Here is a 14,277-nt window from a genome sequence, read left to right on the forward strand (position 1 = left end):
TCACCGCTTTTACCCCCTCTCCCTTCAGGGGAGAGGGCTGGGGTGAGGGGCCCACCGCGCACCTAACCTGCCATTTTCAAACGGAGCGCCCAGCATGAGCATCATCCGTCGCGATCCGCGCCGCGAGTGGATCGCGCGCAACCGTCTGCATCCCCTGCACGCGAGCATCGCCAGCAGCGCCGATGCCGAAGCCCGCTGGATGGGCCCCAACGGCCTGGTCCGCAAGAATCCCCACGCCGCTGCCGCTGGCTTCGTTGGTCCCCAGGGCGTCAAGCGCATCGACCGCAGTGGCGCCCAGCAGGGCGGCGGCCGTCGTGGCGCCGCCCAGGCCGTGGAAGAACAGCTGCCCCTGCACCGGATCGCCGAGCCGGCCTTCTACATCGCCGTGGTGCCGGATCTGGTCAGTGGTCGCCTGACCGCCCACGACCGCGACCTGCTGGGCCTGGCCCGGCAGCTGGCCGGCGCCGAGGGCGCGGTGCTGGCGGTGGTCTTTGGTGAGGTCAAGGAAACCGCCTTCGACACCGCCGGGGTGGATCGCCTGCTGCATCTGGAAGGCGAGCAATTCCAGGGCTATGCCCCCGAACAGCGGGTACTCGCGCTGCGCGCGGTCAACAACGAACTGCAGCCGCGCCACTGGCTGCTGCCCGACAGCCGCAGTGGTGGCGGTGAATTGGGTCGGCGCCTCGGCGCTGCCCTGCACGAACGCCCCGCCACCCGTGTCTGGCAGGTCAAGGACGGCTTGGTCACCGGCCGCGCCGGTGCCGGTCGCCAGGATCTGCAGCAGCCGCTGCCGCGCCTGGTCCTGGCCCTGCCGGAGTGTGCGGAGCCGGTCGGCGAGACCCGCCACGAAGTACTGCCCGTGCAGCTGGAAGGCAATATTGCCCGCCACCTGCCACGCATCGAGGATCTCGGCCCGGTCGCCGTGGATCCCATGCAGATTCCCCTGGGCGAAGCCGAATTCATTCTTTCCGGTGGTAACGGCATCCGCGACTGGGAGCTGTTCCATAGCACCGCCGCGCTGCTGGGTGCCACCGAAGGCGCCTCGCGGGTGGCGGTGGACGACGGCCACATGCCGCGCAACCGCCAGGTGGGTGCCACCGGCACCTGGGTCACCGCGCGGGTCTATCTGGCCGTGGGCATCTCCGGCGCCGTGCAGCACCTGCAGGGCATCGCCAGTTGCGACAAGGTCATCGCCATCAATACCAATCCGGGCTGCGACATGGTCAAGCGTGCCGATCTGTCGGTGATCGGCAACGGTGACGCCATCCTGGCCGCCCTGGCGCGGCTGGTCGAACAACAGCGGGCAGGGGAGTTGCAGGATGTCGCCTGAGCAGAAGCTGCCGTCGCTGGACGGCGTCAAGGTCGTGGCCCTGGTGTCCGTTGGCGCCCATCCCACCTCCGGGCGGGCCCGGCGGGCGGAACAGGATGCCCGCGCAGTGGAACTCGGCCTGCGCCTGGTGGGTGACAAGCTGCGCGTGCTGCACGCCGGCGATCCCGCCGAAGAGGCCCTGCGCGGCTATCTGGGCATGGGCGTGCCGGCCCTGCACGTACTGGAACAACCGGCGGGTGCCGATGCCCTGCCAGCCCTCGGTGAGACCCTACGCGAGGTCGGTGCCGGCCTGGTACTGACCGGTAGCCAGGCGGAGACGGGCGAGGGCTCGGGTTTGCTTCCCTATCTGCTGGCCGAGACCCTCGGCTGGCCGCTGGTGGTCGGCCTCGCTGCGGTGGAAGCCGTGGAAGGTGGCCAGGCCACGGTGCTCCAGGCCCTGCCACGGGGTCAGCGGCGGCGGCTGCGGGTACGGCTGCCCTTTGTCGCCAGCGTCGACAGCGCCGCTCCCGCGCCGCGACAAAGCGCCTTCGGCCCGGCCCGGCGTGGCGAGCTGCAGGTGGAAACCACCGAGGTGGTGCAGGACAGTCTGTTCGAAAACGGCGAATTGCAACCGGCCAAGGCGCGCCCCAAGCGCCTCAAGGTGATCAAGGCCAAGACCGCCGCCGACCGCTTCAAGGCCGCCACGGCCAAGGCCTCCGGCGATGGCGGCCAGGTCCTCAAGGACCTGACCCCGGAAGCGGCAGCGGCCGCCATCTTCAAGGTATTGCGCGAAGAAGGCGTGGTGCGCTAAGGCTTCAGCACACTCCGAAACCACCCCCTCTCCCTCCGGGAGAGGGCTGGGGTGAGGGCACTCTTGGCGACCAGTTTCCCGGTAGAAAAGGCTAGGTCGTTTGGCACGCTAAGCTGCTGACGACCTTGCCCTCGGGCAGACGGCGAGCTAGCATGAGTGCTATGCAGGCAAATTCTTGGAGTGCATGCAATGGCTCAATTGACCATCCGCGGACTACCGGAAGAAGTCGATCGCGCGCTTCGCGCTCAGGCGGCTCGGCACGGGCGGAGCATGGAGGCCGAGGTCAGACTCATCCTTCGCCAAGCCTTGATTTTGCCAACCGAGACGCCAATGGGAGAGGCCATGGCCGCTATCTGGCGCCAATCCGGGATCACTGACGAAGAGCAGGCTTTCCTCGAGGGTACGCGTGATCGTCGCGCCCATGAGCCGATGTCATTCGAATGATTCTGCTCGATACCAACGTCGTCTCCGAGACGATGAGGCCAACTCCGTCGCCCCAGGTCATCGCGTGGTTGGATCGCCAGGCGCCAGCGACGCTGTACCTGTCGACGATCACCGTTGCCGAATTGCAATATGGTATCGCCTGCCTGCCCGATAGCCGTCGGCGCGACCTGTTGCAGCAAGGGATAGACGTCTTGATCCAGCTCTATGAGGGCCGGATTCTGAGTTTCGATCTGGCTGCTGCCCGCCTCTATGCCAACTTGGCCGCGCAAGCTCGCCAGCGTGGTCTTGACTTTCCCTTGCCTGATTCCTACATAGGCGCGATTGCAGCGGTCAGCAAATTCAAGGTCGCCACTCGCGACGAAGCGCCTTACCTCGCCGCGGGTCTCAGCATCGTCAATCCCTGGAACGCGGCATAACGCCTCGCTGTTGAAGGCAAGTGACAGTAAGCCATAAGCGTCTCGCAGCGAGACCCAGGGCGTCGAGGCTCAGGAGTCCAGTCGGACAGTGGAAAAGGCTACGCCGTTTTCCACGCGACCGAGGATGGCAGAACCCGTAGGTTGGGCTGAGCCTGCGAAGCCCAACGATCCCAACCTCCGGCGCCCGTCAGTGTGCCTCGTCCCAGTTACCACCCACCCCCGACTCCACCAGCAGCGGCACGTCCAGCTCGCCGGCGCCGCTCATCAGCGGTAGCAGGCCTTCGCGCAGACGCTCCACCTGGTCCTCACGCACCTCCAGCACCAATTCGTCGTGTACCTGCAGGATCACCCGGGCATCCAGCTCCGGGGTCGACTGCAGCCAGCCATCCACGGCGATCATGGCGCGTTTGATGATGTCCGCCGCGGTGCCCTGCATGGGCGCGTTGATCGCCGCCCGTTCGGCCGCGCGACGCAGGCCCTGGTTCTTGGAATGGATGTCCGGCAGGTACAGCCGGCGCCCATAGAGGGTCTCCACGTAGCCCTGGTCCACCACCTGGGCGCGGGTGCGCTCCATGTAGGCCAGCACGCCCGGATAGCGCTGGAAATAGCGATCGATATAGGCCTGGGCCTCGGCGCGGCCGACGCCGATCTGCTTGGCCAGGCCGAAGGCGCTCATGCCGTAGATCAGGCCGAAGTTGATGGCCTTGGCGCGGCGACGATCCTCGTTGCTGACCTCTTCCAGGGGCACGCCCATCACCTCGGCGGCGGTGGCGCGGTGCACGTCCAGGTCGTTCTGGAAGGCGTGCAGCAGCCCTTCGTCCTGGGCCAGGTGGGCCATGATGCGCAGCTCGATCTGCGAATAGTCCGCTGCCAGCAGGCGATAGCCCTGGGGCGCGATGAAGGCCTGGCGGATGCGCCGGCCCTCGGCGGTGCGGATCGGAATGTTCTGCAGATTCGGATCGCTGGAAGACAGCCGCCCGGTCGCCGTCACCGCCTGGTGATAACTGGTGTGAATGCGCCCGGTGCGCGGATTGATCTGCTGCGGCAGCTTGTCGGTGTAGGTGCTCTTGAGCTTGCTCATCTGCCGGTACTGCATCAGCACCTTGGGCAGCGGAAAGTCCTGGTCGGCCAGTTCCTGCAACACTGCCTCGGCGGTAGAAGGTTGGCCGGAGGCGGTCTTGCTGACCACCGGCAGGCCCAGCTTGACGAAGAGGATCTCGCCCAGCTGCTTGGGCGAACCCAGGTTGAATTCCTGGCCGGCCAGCTCATAGGCTTCCTTTTCCAGGGCGATCATCTTCTCGCCCAGCTCGCGGCTCTGCACCCCGAGCAGCGCCGAATCCACCAGGGCGCCGTTGCGCTCGATGCGCGCCAGTGCCGGCACCAGCGGCATCTCGATGTCGCGCAGGACCCCAGCCAGGCCCGGTACGGCTTCCAGCTTGGGCCAGAGCGTCTCGTGCAGGCGCAGGGTGACGTCGGCATCCTCGGCGGCATAGGGCCCGGCCTGCTCGATGGCGATCTGGTCGAAGGTCAGCTGCTTGGCGCCCTTGCCGGCGATGTCCTCGAAGCGGATGGTGCTGTGGCCCAGGTACTTGAGTGCCAGGCTGTCCATGTCGTGGCGGGTGGCGGTGGCATCCAGCACATAGGATTCGAGCATGGTGTCGAAGGCGATGCCCTGGATGCCGATGTCGTAGCGCGTCAGCACATTGAGGTCGTACTTGCCGTGCTGCATGACCTTGAGCTTCTTGGGGTCCTCCAGCAGCGGCTTGAGCGCCGCCAGCACCGGCTCCAGCGCGAGCTGGGTCGGCGCGCCCATGTAGCTGTGGGCCAGGGGCACATAGGCGGCCTGGCCCGGTGCCACGGCGAAGGACAGCCCTACCAGCTCGGCGCGCTGGGCGTCGATGCTGGTGGTCTCGGTGTCGAAGGCGAAGCAATCGGCGGCCTGCAGACGCGCCAGCCAGGCGTCGAAGTCGGCCTGCTCCAGCACGGTGTCGTACTGGGTTTCCACCTGGGTGGTGGCGGCATCCTCGGCCAGCGGCAGGGGCGCGCCCTGGCGCTTGGTGTCGCGGATCAGCTCATCCAGCCAGGACTTGAATTCTAGCTCCTGGTAGAGCGCCATCAAGGCTTCCACATGGGGCTCGCCCACTTTGAGCTCGTCGAAGGTCAGCTCCAGCGGCACGTCCAGCTTGATGGTGGCCAGCTGGTAGGACAGGTAGGCCTGCTCGCGATGCTGGTCCAACTTGGCGGCCAGCGACTTGGCGCCGCGCAGGGGCAGGGCGGCCACGGCGTCTAGGTTGGCGTAGAGGGTATCCAGGCCACCACCGATGCCATTGAGCAGGCCAGCGGCGGTCTTTTCGCCCACCCCCGGCACCCCGGGGATGTTGTCGATCTTGTCGCCCATCAGCGCCAGGTAGTCGATGATCAGCTCGGGTCCCACGCCGAACTTGGTCCTGACCCCTTCCACGTCCAGCACGCTGCCGCTCATGGTGTTGACCAGGGTGACGTAGGGGCAGACCAGCTGGGCCATGTCCTTGTCGCCGGTGGAGATCACCACCGGGCGCTCGGCGCTGGCGCAATGACGGGCGAGGGTGCCGATGACGTCGTCGGCTTCCACCCCTTCGATGGCCAGCAGCGGCAGGCCCAGGGCGCGGATGCAGGCGTGCAGCGGCTCGACCTGGCCGCGCAGGTCGTCGGGCATGGCCGGGCGCTGGGCCTTGTAGTCGGCGAAGAGTTCGTCGCGGAAGGTCGGCCCCTTGGCGTCGAAGACCACCGCGAAGAGGCTGTCCGGATACTGGCGGCGCAACGAGAGCAGCATGTTGAGCACGCCCTTCACCGCGCCGGTCGGCTTGCCGGTGGACGTCATCAGCGGCGGCAGGGCGTGGAAGGCGCGATAGAGATAGGAGGAACCGTCCACCAGGACGAGAGGGGCGTGGCTCATGGTCTGGACCTTTGTCGTGGCGTGTGCGGCGTCTGTCCGGCCAGTCTCGACGACAACTGGGCCGGGTTCTAGAATCGACCACTCGCTCCGTTCAAAAGGTCAAAGGTTACCATGGGTGCTCGTCGCTTCCTCTTCGCCGCGTTGCTGCTGGCCCCGCTGGTGCAGGCTGCGGAACCACTGCCGCCGGGGGAAAAGCCCCTGCCTGACGAGATCAAGGTGATCCGCTACCAGGCCGGCGACCAGACCATCGAGGAGACGAGCATCCGCGGCGTACTGCAGTCCACCCGGGTCATCCCCAAGCACGGCGCACCCTACGAGCTGGTGCCCGCCGATGGCAGCAGCACCGCCGCCAACGACAAGCCGACCCTGCACGTCCCCAGCTGGCGACTGTTCAGCTGGTAGGCGCAGGGCGCCTGGACCGGTAAACTGCGCGCCGCTCGCACATTCCTCCGCCAGGCCCCGTCATGTCCGTCTTCACGCCCCTCGATCGTCCTACCCTCGAAGCCTTTCTCGCGCCCTATGGCCTGGGCCGACTGCGGGATTTCCGGGGCATCGCCGAGGGCTCGGAAAACACTAATTACTTCATCAGCCTGGAAGGCGGCGAATTCGTCCTGACCCTGGTGGAGCGCGGTCCGGTGGCGGAGATGCCGTTCTTCATCGAGCTGCTCGACGTCCTCCACGACGCCGACCTGCCGGTGCCCTATGCGGTGCGCACCCAGGATGGCCAGGCCCTGCGCCAGCTGGCCGGCAAGCCGGCGCTGCTGCAGCCGCGCCTGGCCGGTCGCCACGAGCGTGCGCCCAATCCCCATCACTGCAGCGAAGTCGGCCATTTGCTGGGGCATCTGCACCGGGCAACTGCCGGCGAGCGGTGTATCGAGCGTGCCAGTGATCGTGGCCTGACTTGGATGCTGGCCGAAGGCGAGCGCCTGGCGCCAAGCCTGGACGCCACGGCCCGGCCGCTGCTGGAGCGCACCCTGGCGGAGATCCGCGAGCTGCTGGCCGAGCAGCCGCCGTTGCCCGAGGCCAACCTGCACGGCGATCTGTTCCGCGACAACGTGATGTTCGATGGTCCGCAGCTGTCTGGCGTCATCGACTTCTACAACGCCAGTTCCGGCTGGATGCTCTATGACCTCGCCATCACGGTAAACGATTGGTGCTCCACCGAAGAAGGTGCGCTGGACCTGCCGCGCGCCTGGGCGCTGCTGGCGGCCTATGCCGCTGACCGCCATTTCACGCCGCGTGAAGCCGAATTGTGGCCGGTTCTTCTGCGCGTCGCCTGCGTGCGCTTCTGGCTGTCACGACTGATCGCCGCCCAGGCCTTCGCCGGGCAAGACGTGCTGATTCATGACCCGGCCGAATTCCAGCAGCGCCTGGCGGCGCGCCAGCAGACCCCGCTGGAATTGCCGCTGACCCTGTAGCCACGGTTCCACGTGGAACCTCTGCGCTGAGCTACAGCTGCAACCGCCGCTCGATGGCGGGCTGCGGCTGTCCCTGCCGCTGCCAGCTCAGCCTTGCTTCGATCAGACTGCCGGGCGCGGCGCCCAGGCGCGTGGTGACCGGGCAGCCGTCACCCCTGGCCTCGCCGGCCTGACGGGTGCGGGCGACACCACCCGGCCCATGCAATTCGATGATGAGTTCGTAGCTCAGAGACGTGTCTTCGCTGGTAAAGCACAGCTGTACCTGAGCGCCCGCCGGTTGCGGCTGCACCTCCAGGCGGGCGCTGGCCGCGGCGCCGCCCGCCAGGGGCAGGAGGGCCGCGAGCAGCCAGGCGGCACGCATCACCGCTGGTTGATGGTGGCGCTGTTGCCGAAGCCGCTCTGCGAGATCTGCGCGCTGTCGTTGAAGCCGTTGAAGTTGGCCGAGGTCTGCAGGATGCTCGCGCGGTTGCTGTCGCCGACCTGGCTGACGCTGGCCGTGCTGATGGCGCTGGTGACGTCGAGCCGCGCCTCGTTGCCATTGCCGCTCTGGACGATGCTGGTCTGGTTGCTGTCACCCTGGACGGTGACGCTGGCCAGGTTGTCGTCGCCGGTGGAGCTACCGCTGAAGCGATTGCCGCGACCGGCCTGGTCGACGTTCAGGGTGTTGCGATTGCCGTCCTGGGTGAAGCTCAATTCGTTGAACTTGCCGGAGGAGAGCACCGTGGCGACATTGGCTTGGCCACGCTGGGTCAGCTCCACGGTGTCGACCGAGTAGCCCTGCTGGGTCAGCTCGATGCGGTTATCGGTGCCGGACTGATTGAGGGTAGCGGTAACGGCATCGCCGCTCTGGTCGACCCGCACCTGGTTGTTGTCACCGTTCTGCTCCAGGGTCAGTTGGGCGCTGGAGGCCGACTGGACCAGGGTGCCGCTGTTGCTGCCCACGGAGGTGAGGGTGGCCTGGTTGCCGAAGCCGTCCTGGGCCAGGCTATGGACGCTGCTGCCGCCTTCCTGGCGCAGGCTCGCCACGTTGCCCTGGGCGTAGCCGTAGATGTCGCCGCCCTGGGTGATGGTGGCGCTGCTGGCGCCGGTCTGGACCACGCTGATCGCGTTGCCTTCGCCCTGCAGCTGATAGAGCGCCGCGCTGTTGCCGGCGCCGCTCTGGTCCAGGGTGATGGTACCGCTGTTGCCATTCTGCTGGACGGTGGCGATGCTGTTCTGGGCAAGGGCGTTGGCGGCCACGAGGGCCAGCGTCAGGGCGGCCAGGGGCCTGAGTAGAAACATCTGTCTGATCTCCATGAGTGCCATCAGCGGTACTGACGTACCACCGTGTTCTGGTTGCTTCCGTACTGGACGATGCGGCTGGACAGGCCCGAGCCGTGCTGTTCGATGCGGGCGTTGCCCTGGACGCCGAGTTGCAGGATGTCGGCCTGGTTGCCGCTGCCGACCTGCTCGATGCGCGCGACGTTGCCGTAGCCACCTTGGAGGATGACTGCGCTCAGCTCCGTGCCATCCTGGAGGATGCTGGCTTCCTGGGTGGCGCCACTCTGGGCGATTTGAGCGCGCAGTGCGGTGCCGCGCTGGTCGATGAGCGCCTGGTTGTCTATGCCGACCTGGCGGATGGCGGCATCCCGCTGGGCCGCCGGTGCCTGACCCAGATCGCCGGTTTCCATGAGATCGGCGGCCGAGGCCGTAGCCGTCAGGCCGAGTGCCAGGGTGAGGATCACGGCCAGGCCGCGGGGTAGGCTGCGCATCTCTATCACCGTCATTGCCTGAGTTCTTCGTCCGGCATTGTCCGGAGCCGCCTGGCCCATCGCTATCGCTCCAGGGAGCGAATCCCGCGGGCCTTGCGGCTTAATCCCTAGCGCCGGGTCGGCTCCAGGTACTTGGTCAGCGCCGGATCCCGTGGATCACGACCGTCGGCCACCAGCCACAGCCGGCGCTCCACCCCCTGGGCGACCAGATGGGCGACCGCCGCCTCGATGGCGGAGAGCACGCACAGCTGCGCCGGCTCGTTGGTGGTGTAGCCGGATTCGGCTTCGAGCAGCTTCTTGAATTCGATGAACTTGAAGACGCCGGCCTGGCGCCCGATGGAATAGATGGTCTTGGAAGTCATGACATTGGCCAGCACCCGGCCGCTGCGGGTGTCGATGGCACGCAGATTGACCGTGACCTGATCCACCCGGTACTCCTCGGACAGGCCGATGCCCAGGTAGCGCGCCCCTTCGCCGCCGCTGCGGACGTTGGTGTCATAGGCCACCACGCCGCCTTCCAGCAGCAGGTTGGCCGCCTGCAGCGACGGCAGCGCCTGCTGCAGATTCTCCGGCAGGTCCGGCTTGTTCTGGGTGGCGCGGATGATCTTGCGTTCGGTCAGCAGATTTTGCAGACCCTCGCGTTCGAGCACCACGAACCAGCCACTGGCCTGCAGGGCGTCCACCAGCATGCTGCCGGCGCCCTGGGTCACAGCGGTGGAAAAGGAACTGGCCGGATTGGGCTTGTACTGCCCGGTCTGGTCGCGGAAGCCGTAGACGGCGGCCACCAGCGGTCCCTTGGGTGGCGGCAGCGCCAGCAGGTCGTAGTAGGTGGAGGCGCGCGGCGTCAGGGTCGGAGCGGCGTTCTGTTCGGCGGGCATGGGGTCGCGCACGCAGCCGGTCAGGACGAGGGCGGCGGTCAGGGCCGCCGCCAGGGAAAAGGCGTTCATGGCAGGCATCCGTGCTCAGGGTTGGTTGAAGCCGTTGACGGAGATTTCCGAAATCTCCCCGGTCCCGCGGTCGGTGATCTGCACGGTCAGGTTGCCGGAGTCGTCGACGATGTTGACGATGAACTGGTCGGTGGACAGGGTGCCCGAGTTGCCGTCCTTGATGTCGGTCAGCACCTGGGACAGCAGCCGCGATTCCAGCTGGCTGGTGAAGCGCTCCAGGGGCGACTGGCTGCTGGCGCTGCTGCGCAGGTCGGGATCCTTGTGACGATCCTGGGCGGTGGCGTTGTTCAGCAGGTAGGTGCCATTGAGCGGATTGCCGCCAAAGGACGGATTCACCGGCGAGTAGACCAGCTCGGTCGCCAGGGCCGGGGCGACGCCCAGGGTGCAGAGCAGGGGCAGGGCCTTCCAGGCGTGCGCATTCATAACTCGTCCTTTTCCATGTCGAAAGTGTCCTGCAGCAGGTTTTCCAGGCGTCGGCGGGTGATGCCCTCGTGGACCTGGTCCGCGGCGGCGTAGGCGGCATCCTTGAGTTCGCTGTTGTTGGGCGGAATGAACTGCCGATAGAGCAGCCGCTGTTCGTACTCCACCCAGACCAGGCTGCCCCAGCGCGCCGAGGGCCGTTCGCGCACCACCAGGTTGAAGTCCAGGTCGGTGGTGTCGGTGAGGCGGTCGGCGAAGTGGCGATAGAAGTCGTGGCCGAAGCGGGAGATGGTGTTGTCCACCAGCAGTCCCTGAATGATGTCGCCCTCGGCCCGCAGCGGGCCGGCCAGCAACAGCCCGAGCAGCAGCCAGGCGGCTTTCATCCCGGCAGATCCTGCCCGGCATGGAAGCGCAACGCCGCCTCGGCGCGGTTGGCGGCGCCGGTCTTGCGCAACAGGTTGTGCATGTGGCTTTTGACCGTGTGGGTGCTCAGGCACAGCGCCTCGCCGATGGCGGCGTTGGACAGCCCGCGGCCGACCAGCCGGAGGATCTCCCGCTCGCGGCGGGTCAGGCCGTCGGCGGCGATGCTGGGGCGCTCGCGGGAGCGGCGCAGCAGATGGGCCAGGATGGCGCGGGGCAGCCAGTCCTCGCCGGCCAACAGCGCGCCGAGCCCTTGCAGCAACTGGTCGCGGCTGGCCTGGGGGGCGAACACGCCCTGGATGGCGGGAAAGCGCTCGACCCAGGGCAGGGCCTGTTCGACGCTGGCATTGAGAAAGGCCACGGTGACCGCCGGCGCCAGGCCTTCCAGCCAGCGTTCCAGTGGCGCCTCGGGCACGCTGCCGAGATCGACCAGCACCAGGCTGGTCTCGCCGGCCGCTTCCAGCTCGCGAGCGCAGCTCAGCTCGATGCCGTGGCGTTCTTCCAGAAAGGGTTTGAGCAATTCTGCCAGGAGGACGTTTCTCGTCGTCAGGCAGACCTTGCTCGCAGGTATCGCGCGCATGTCCATATGGGCTGTCTCATCATCCGTTGCGCGCACGCTGAGACAAATCGCCGGGAGCGACAAGAAAAAATTGACCGATTTCCAGCGACTTACCGGCTCTGTGGACCGCTTGGCAGATTGCCCGTCGATCAGCCGACGGCAGCTAGCTCCAAAGACTTAGCTCTCTGGATGGAGCGGGAAATCCAGGCGCTCCGAAGGCGGCAGCGCCTGGGTGCTCGAGCGCGGCCTCAGCGGGTGAGGGTGACCTTGCGCAGATGGCGCGGCTGGTCTGGATCCTGCCCGCGGGCTTCGGCCAGCAGCGCAGCCATGCGATAGAAACTCTGGATCGCCAGCAGGCCGTCCAGGTCCGGATGGCCGGCGACGGCGAGGGGCAGATCGCGCTCGGCAACCTCGTCCGGGGCGGCCAGCAGCACCCGGGCGCCGCGGCCGCGCAAGTCCCGCGCCAGTTGCAGCAGGCCGGCCTGCTCGGGGCCACGCAGGGCAAAGATCAGCAGCGGATAGCCGCGCTCCACCAGCGCCAGGGGACCGTGCTGCAATTCGGCGCCGCTGAAGGCCTCGCCCTGCAGCGCCGAGGTTTCCTTGAGCTTGAGCGCGGCTTCCTGGGCGATGGCGAATCCGGGTCCGCGACCGACCACCATGCAGCGTTCGGCGTCGCGCAGTACCGGCAGCGCCGGCGCCCAGCTCAGCTCGGCCGCGCGATCCAGCGCCGCGGGCAAGGCGGCGCCGGCGGCGAGCAGGGTTTCGTCCTGCTGCCAGTGGGCGATCAGCCGGGCGGCGGCGGCCAGGGTAGCGATGAAACTCTTGGTGGCGGCGACGCTGTGTTCGGGACCGGCCTGCACGCCGATGGCGTGGCGGCAGGCCAGGGCCAGGGGCGAGTCGATCTCGTTGACCAGGGCCGCGGTGCGGGCGCCGTAGCGATCCAGCGCCGAAAGGGTCTCGATCAGATCGGGACTGCGTCCGGATTGGGAAAAGCCCAGGGCGAGCTGCCCTTCGACGCGCAGCGGCGCCTGGCGCAGGGTCACCAGCGACGGCGGCAGCGACAGCACCGGCAGCCCCAGGTGGGCCATGGCCAGGTAGGCGAAATAGCTGGCCGCATGGTCCGAACTGCCACGCGCCACGGTCAGCGCCAGCTGCGGCGGCTGGGCTCTGAGGTCGTCGGCCAGAGCCGCCAGGGCCTGGTCGATGGTCGCCAGTTGGCGAGCGACCGCCGCACCGCTAGCGGCGGCTTCTGCGAGCATGAGCGAGGTCAAGAGGGTCTCCTTGCGCGAACGCCTGTTGCATGACGCCTGTTACACGACGTCTGTTGCATGACGCCTGTTGCACGACGCCTGAGTCCCTTACTCTGCCACTCCCGGTCAGGCGCGACCAGCCGACCTTGGCCTAGTCGCCTTCGTCCGCCGCACCGCCGGTGAATTGCAGGTCATGCTTGCGCAGCTTGTCGGACAGCGTCTTGCGCGGCAGGCCCAGGGCTTCGGCCAGGCTGCGCAGGGAGGCGTGGGGCCGGGCCAGTTCGCGCTGAATGAGTTCGCGCTCGAAGGCCTCGACCTGCTCGCCCAGCCCGGCGGCCAGGGCGGCCGTAGCGGGCGCTGCCGCGACGGTGGCAGCGGCCACGGGCGGCGCCGCCATGGGCGCCAGGGGCGCATAGGCGCTGTTGTCCAGGGCCAGCTCCAGGCCCAGGGCGAAGCGCTCGGCGGCGTTCTGCAGTTCGCGTACGTTGCCCGGCCAGCTGTGGGCGATCAGCGCCGCGCGCTGCTCGGCATCGGCCTCGCGCACCGGCGTGCCATGGCGCTCGGCGGCGGCCAGGGCGAAGTGGCGGAACAGGGGCAGAATGTCCTCGCTGCGCTCGCGCAGGGCGGGGATGCGCAGGGTGGCGACATTGAGCCGGTAGTAGAGGTCGGCACGGAAGCGGCCCTGGTCGGCAGCCTGGCGCAGGTCTTCCTTGGTGGCGGCGACCACCCGGATATCTAGCGGGATCTGCTGGTTGGAACCGAGGCGCTCGACCTTGCGCTCCTGCAACAGGCGCAGCAGCTTGACCTGCACATCCAGGCTCATGCTCTCGATCTCGTCGAGAAAGAGGGTACCACCGCTGGCGTATTCGAACTTGCCGATGCGTCTCTTCTGGGCGCCGGTGAAGGCGCCCTGTTCATGGCCGAAGAGTTCGCTTTCCACCACGGATTCGGCGAGGGCACCGGCGTTGATGGCGACGAAGGGGCCATCACGGCGATTCGACAGGTCGTGCAGGGCACGGGCCACCACCTCCTTGCCGGCACCGGTCTCGCCATGAATGAGCACATCGGCCTGGGTCGCGGCGAGGGCGCCGATCTGGTCACGCAGCCGGGCCATGCCTGGGGTCTGGCCGATCAGCCGGGTCTGCAGTTCATGGCGCTCGGCCAGGGCCAGGCGCAGGCTGCGGTTCTCCAGCACCAGATGGCGGGCGCCCAAGGCACGGCGCACGCTGTCGATCAGGGCGTCGTTGGCGAAGGGCTTTTCCAGGAAGTCGTAGGCCCCGGCGCGCATGGCCTGCACCGCCAGGGGCACGTCGCCATGGCCGGTGATCAGCACCACCGGCAATTCGGCGTCGCGCTGGTGCAACTGGGCCAGCAGCTCCAAGCCATCGATGCCGGGCATGCGGATATCGCTGACCACCACCCCGGGCCAATCGCGCACGGCCGCCAGCTCCAGGTCCCGGGCATCGGCCAGGGTCGTCACCTTGAAGCCGGCCAGGTCCAGGGTCTGGCTCAGTGCCAGGCGCAGGTGGGCGTCGTCGTCGATCAGCAGGATCTGGCTGGCGGGATCGAAGGGGGGCAGGGCGTTCATGACTAGGAC

At 67.6% G+C, this 14,277-nt stretch carries 16 protein-coding genes; 6 read left to right on the forward strand and 10 right to left on the reverse strand.

Going from position 1 to position 14,277, the window contains the following annotated elements; genetic code table 11:
* Positions 1-94: 94 nt before the first annotated feature.
* From V6W80_RS00610 to V6W80_RS00625, 4 genes are all read left to right on the forward strand, one after another.
* Positions 95-1,330, forward strand: coding sequence for an FAD-binding protein (locus V6W80_RS00610; protein WP_184289147.1), 1,236 nt, complete (start codon positions 95-97; stop codon positions 1,328-1,330).
* Positions 1,320-2,120, forward strand: a complete 801-nt coding sequence (locus V6W80_RS00615; RefSeq protein WP_414204670.1) for an electron transfer flavoprotein subunit beta — start codon at positions 1,320-1,322, stop codon at positions 2,118-2,120. Before V6W80_RS00610 ends, V6W80_RS00615 begins: the two co-directional genes overlap by 11 nt.
* 189 nt (positions 2,121-2,309) lie before the next feature.
* On the forward strand, positions 2,310-2,564 hold the full coding sequence (locus V6W80_RS00620) for a FitA-like ribbon-helix-helix domain-containing protein (protein ID WP_338545605.1): 255 nt from the start codon (positions 2,310-2,312) through the stop codon (positions 2,562-2,564).
* Positions 2,561-2,980, forward strand: coding sequence for a type II toxin-antitoxin system VapC family toxin (locus V6W80_RS00625; RefSeq protein ID WP_338545606.1), 420 nt, complete (start codon positions 2,561-2,563; stop codon positions 2,978-2,980). Before V6W80_RS00620 ends, V6W80_RS00625 begins: the two co-directional genes overlap by 4 nt.
* A gap of 187 nt (positions 2,981-3,167) precedes the next feature.
* On the opposite strand, the gene polA is transcribed toward V6W80_RS00625, so the two are convergent.
* A complete protein-coding gene (gene polA / locus V6W80_RS00630; RefSeq protein WP_338545607.1) occupies positions 3,168-5,915 on the reverse strand; it encodes a DNA polymerase I in 2,748 nt (915 codons plus the stop codon).
* A gap of 111 nt (positions 5,916-6,026) precedes the next feature.
* Here polA and V6W80_RS00635 point away from each other — a divergent pair, with 111 nt between their 5' ends.
* Positions 6,027-6,317, forward strand: coding sequence for a DUF2782 domain-containing protein (locus tag V6W80_RS00635; protein WP_064309119.1), 291 nt, complete (start codon positions 6,027-6,029; stop codon positions 6,315-6,317).
* A gap of 62 nt (positions 6,318-6,379) precedes the next feature.
* Complete coding sequence (locus tag V6W80_RS00640; protein ID WP_338545608.1) at positions 6,380-7,333, forward strand: homoserine kinase; 954 nt, start codon at positions 6,380-6,382, stop codon at positions 7,331-7,333.
* A gap of 31 nt (positions 7,334-7,364) precedes the next feature.
* On the opposite strand, the gene V6W80_RS00645 is transcribed toward V6W80_RS00640, so the two are convergent.
* The 9 genes from V6W80_RS00645 to V6W80_RS00685 all read right to left on the reverse strand — a co-directional run bounded on the left by V6W80_RS00645 (position 7,365) and on the right by V6W80_RS00685 (position 14,268).
* On the reverse strand, positions 7,365-7,694 hold the full coding sequence (locus V6W80_RS00645; protein WP_257704853.1) for a hypothetical protein: 330 nt from the start codon (positions 7,692-7,694) through the stop codon (positions 7,365-7,367).
* Positions 7,694-8,614 carry a hypothetical protein gene (locus tag V6W80_RS00650; RefSeq protein WP_257704852.1) on the reverse strand — a complete coding sequence of 307 codons (921 nt, stop codon included), beginning with the start codon at positions 8,612-8,614 and terminating at the stop codon, positions 7,694-7,696. The genes V6W80_RS00645 and V6W80_RS00650 overlap by 1 nt, the downstream gene beginning before the upstream one ends.
* A gap of 23 nt (positions 8,615-8,637) precedes the next feature.
* Positions 8,638-9,084 carry a curli fiber surface-exposed nucleator CsgB gene (locus V6W80_RS00655; protein WP_338545609.1) on the reverse strand — a complete coding sequence of 149 codons (447 nt, stop codon included), beginning with the start codon at positions 9,082-9,084 and terminating at the stop codon, positions 8,638-8,640.
* A 107-nt stretch (positions 9,085-9,191) separates the two neighbouring features.
* Positions 9,192-10,031, reverse strand: a complete 840-nt coding sequence (locus tag V6W80_RS00660) for a CsgG/HfaB family protein (protein WP_017641598.1) — start codon at positions 10,029-10,031, stop codon at positions 9,192-9,194.
* Between the two features lie 15 nt (positions 10,032-10,046).
* Positions 10,047-10,454: a curli assembly protein CsgF gene (locus V6W80_RS00665; RefSeq protein WP_017641599.1), complete on the reverse strand. Its 408-nt coding sequence runs from the start codon at positions 10,452-10,454 to the stop codon at positions 10,047-10,049.
* On the reverse strand, positions 10,451-10,834 hold the full coding sequence (gene csgE / locus V6W80_RS00670) for a curli production assembly/transport protein CsgE (protein WP_017641600.1): 384 nt from the start codon (positions 10,832-10,834) through the stop codon (positions 10,451-10,453). Before csgE ends, V6W80_RS00665 begins: the two co-directional genes overlap by 4 nt.
* The gene (locus V6W80_RS00675; RefSeq protein WP_256204541.1) at positions 10,831-11,451 is read right to left on the reverse strand and encodes a helix-turn-helix transcriptional regulator; all 621 of its coding nucleotides are present in this window, start codon (positions 11,449-11,451) and stop codon (positions 10,831-10,833) included. The genes csgE and V6W80_RS00675 overlap by 4 nt, the downstream gene beginning before the upstream one ends.
* A 227-nt stretch (positions 11,452-11,678) precedes the next feature.
* Positions 11,679-12,689: an SIS domain-containing protein gene (locus V6W80_RS00680; RefSeq protein ID WP_257706608.1), complete on the reverse strand. Its 1,011-nt coding sequence runs from the start codon at positions 12,687-12,689 to the stop codon at positions 11,679-11,681.
* A gap of 142 nt (positions 12,690-12,831) precedes the next feature.
* Complete coding sequence (locus V6W80_RS00685; protein WP_184289123.1) at positions 12,832-14,268, reverse strand: sigma 54-interacting transcriptional regulator; 1,437 nt, start codon at positions 14,266-14,268, stop codon at positions 12,832-12,834.
* Positions 14,269-14,277 lie beyond the last annotated feature (9 nt).

The organism is Pseudomonas benzopyrenica (assembly GCF_036884265.1).
In the GTDB taxonomy this organism is placed as follows: domain Bacteria; phylum Pseudomonadota; class Gammaproteobacteria; order Pseudomonadales; family Pseudomonadaceae; genus Chryseomonas; species Chryseomonas benzopyrenica.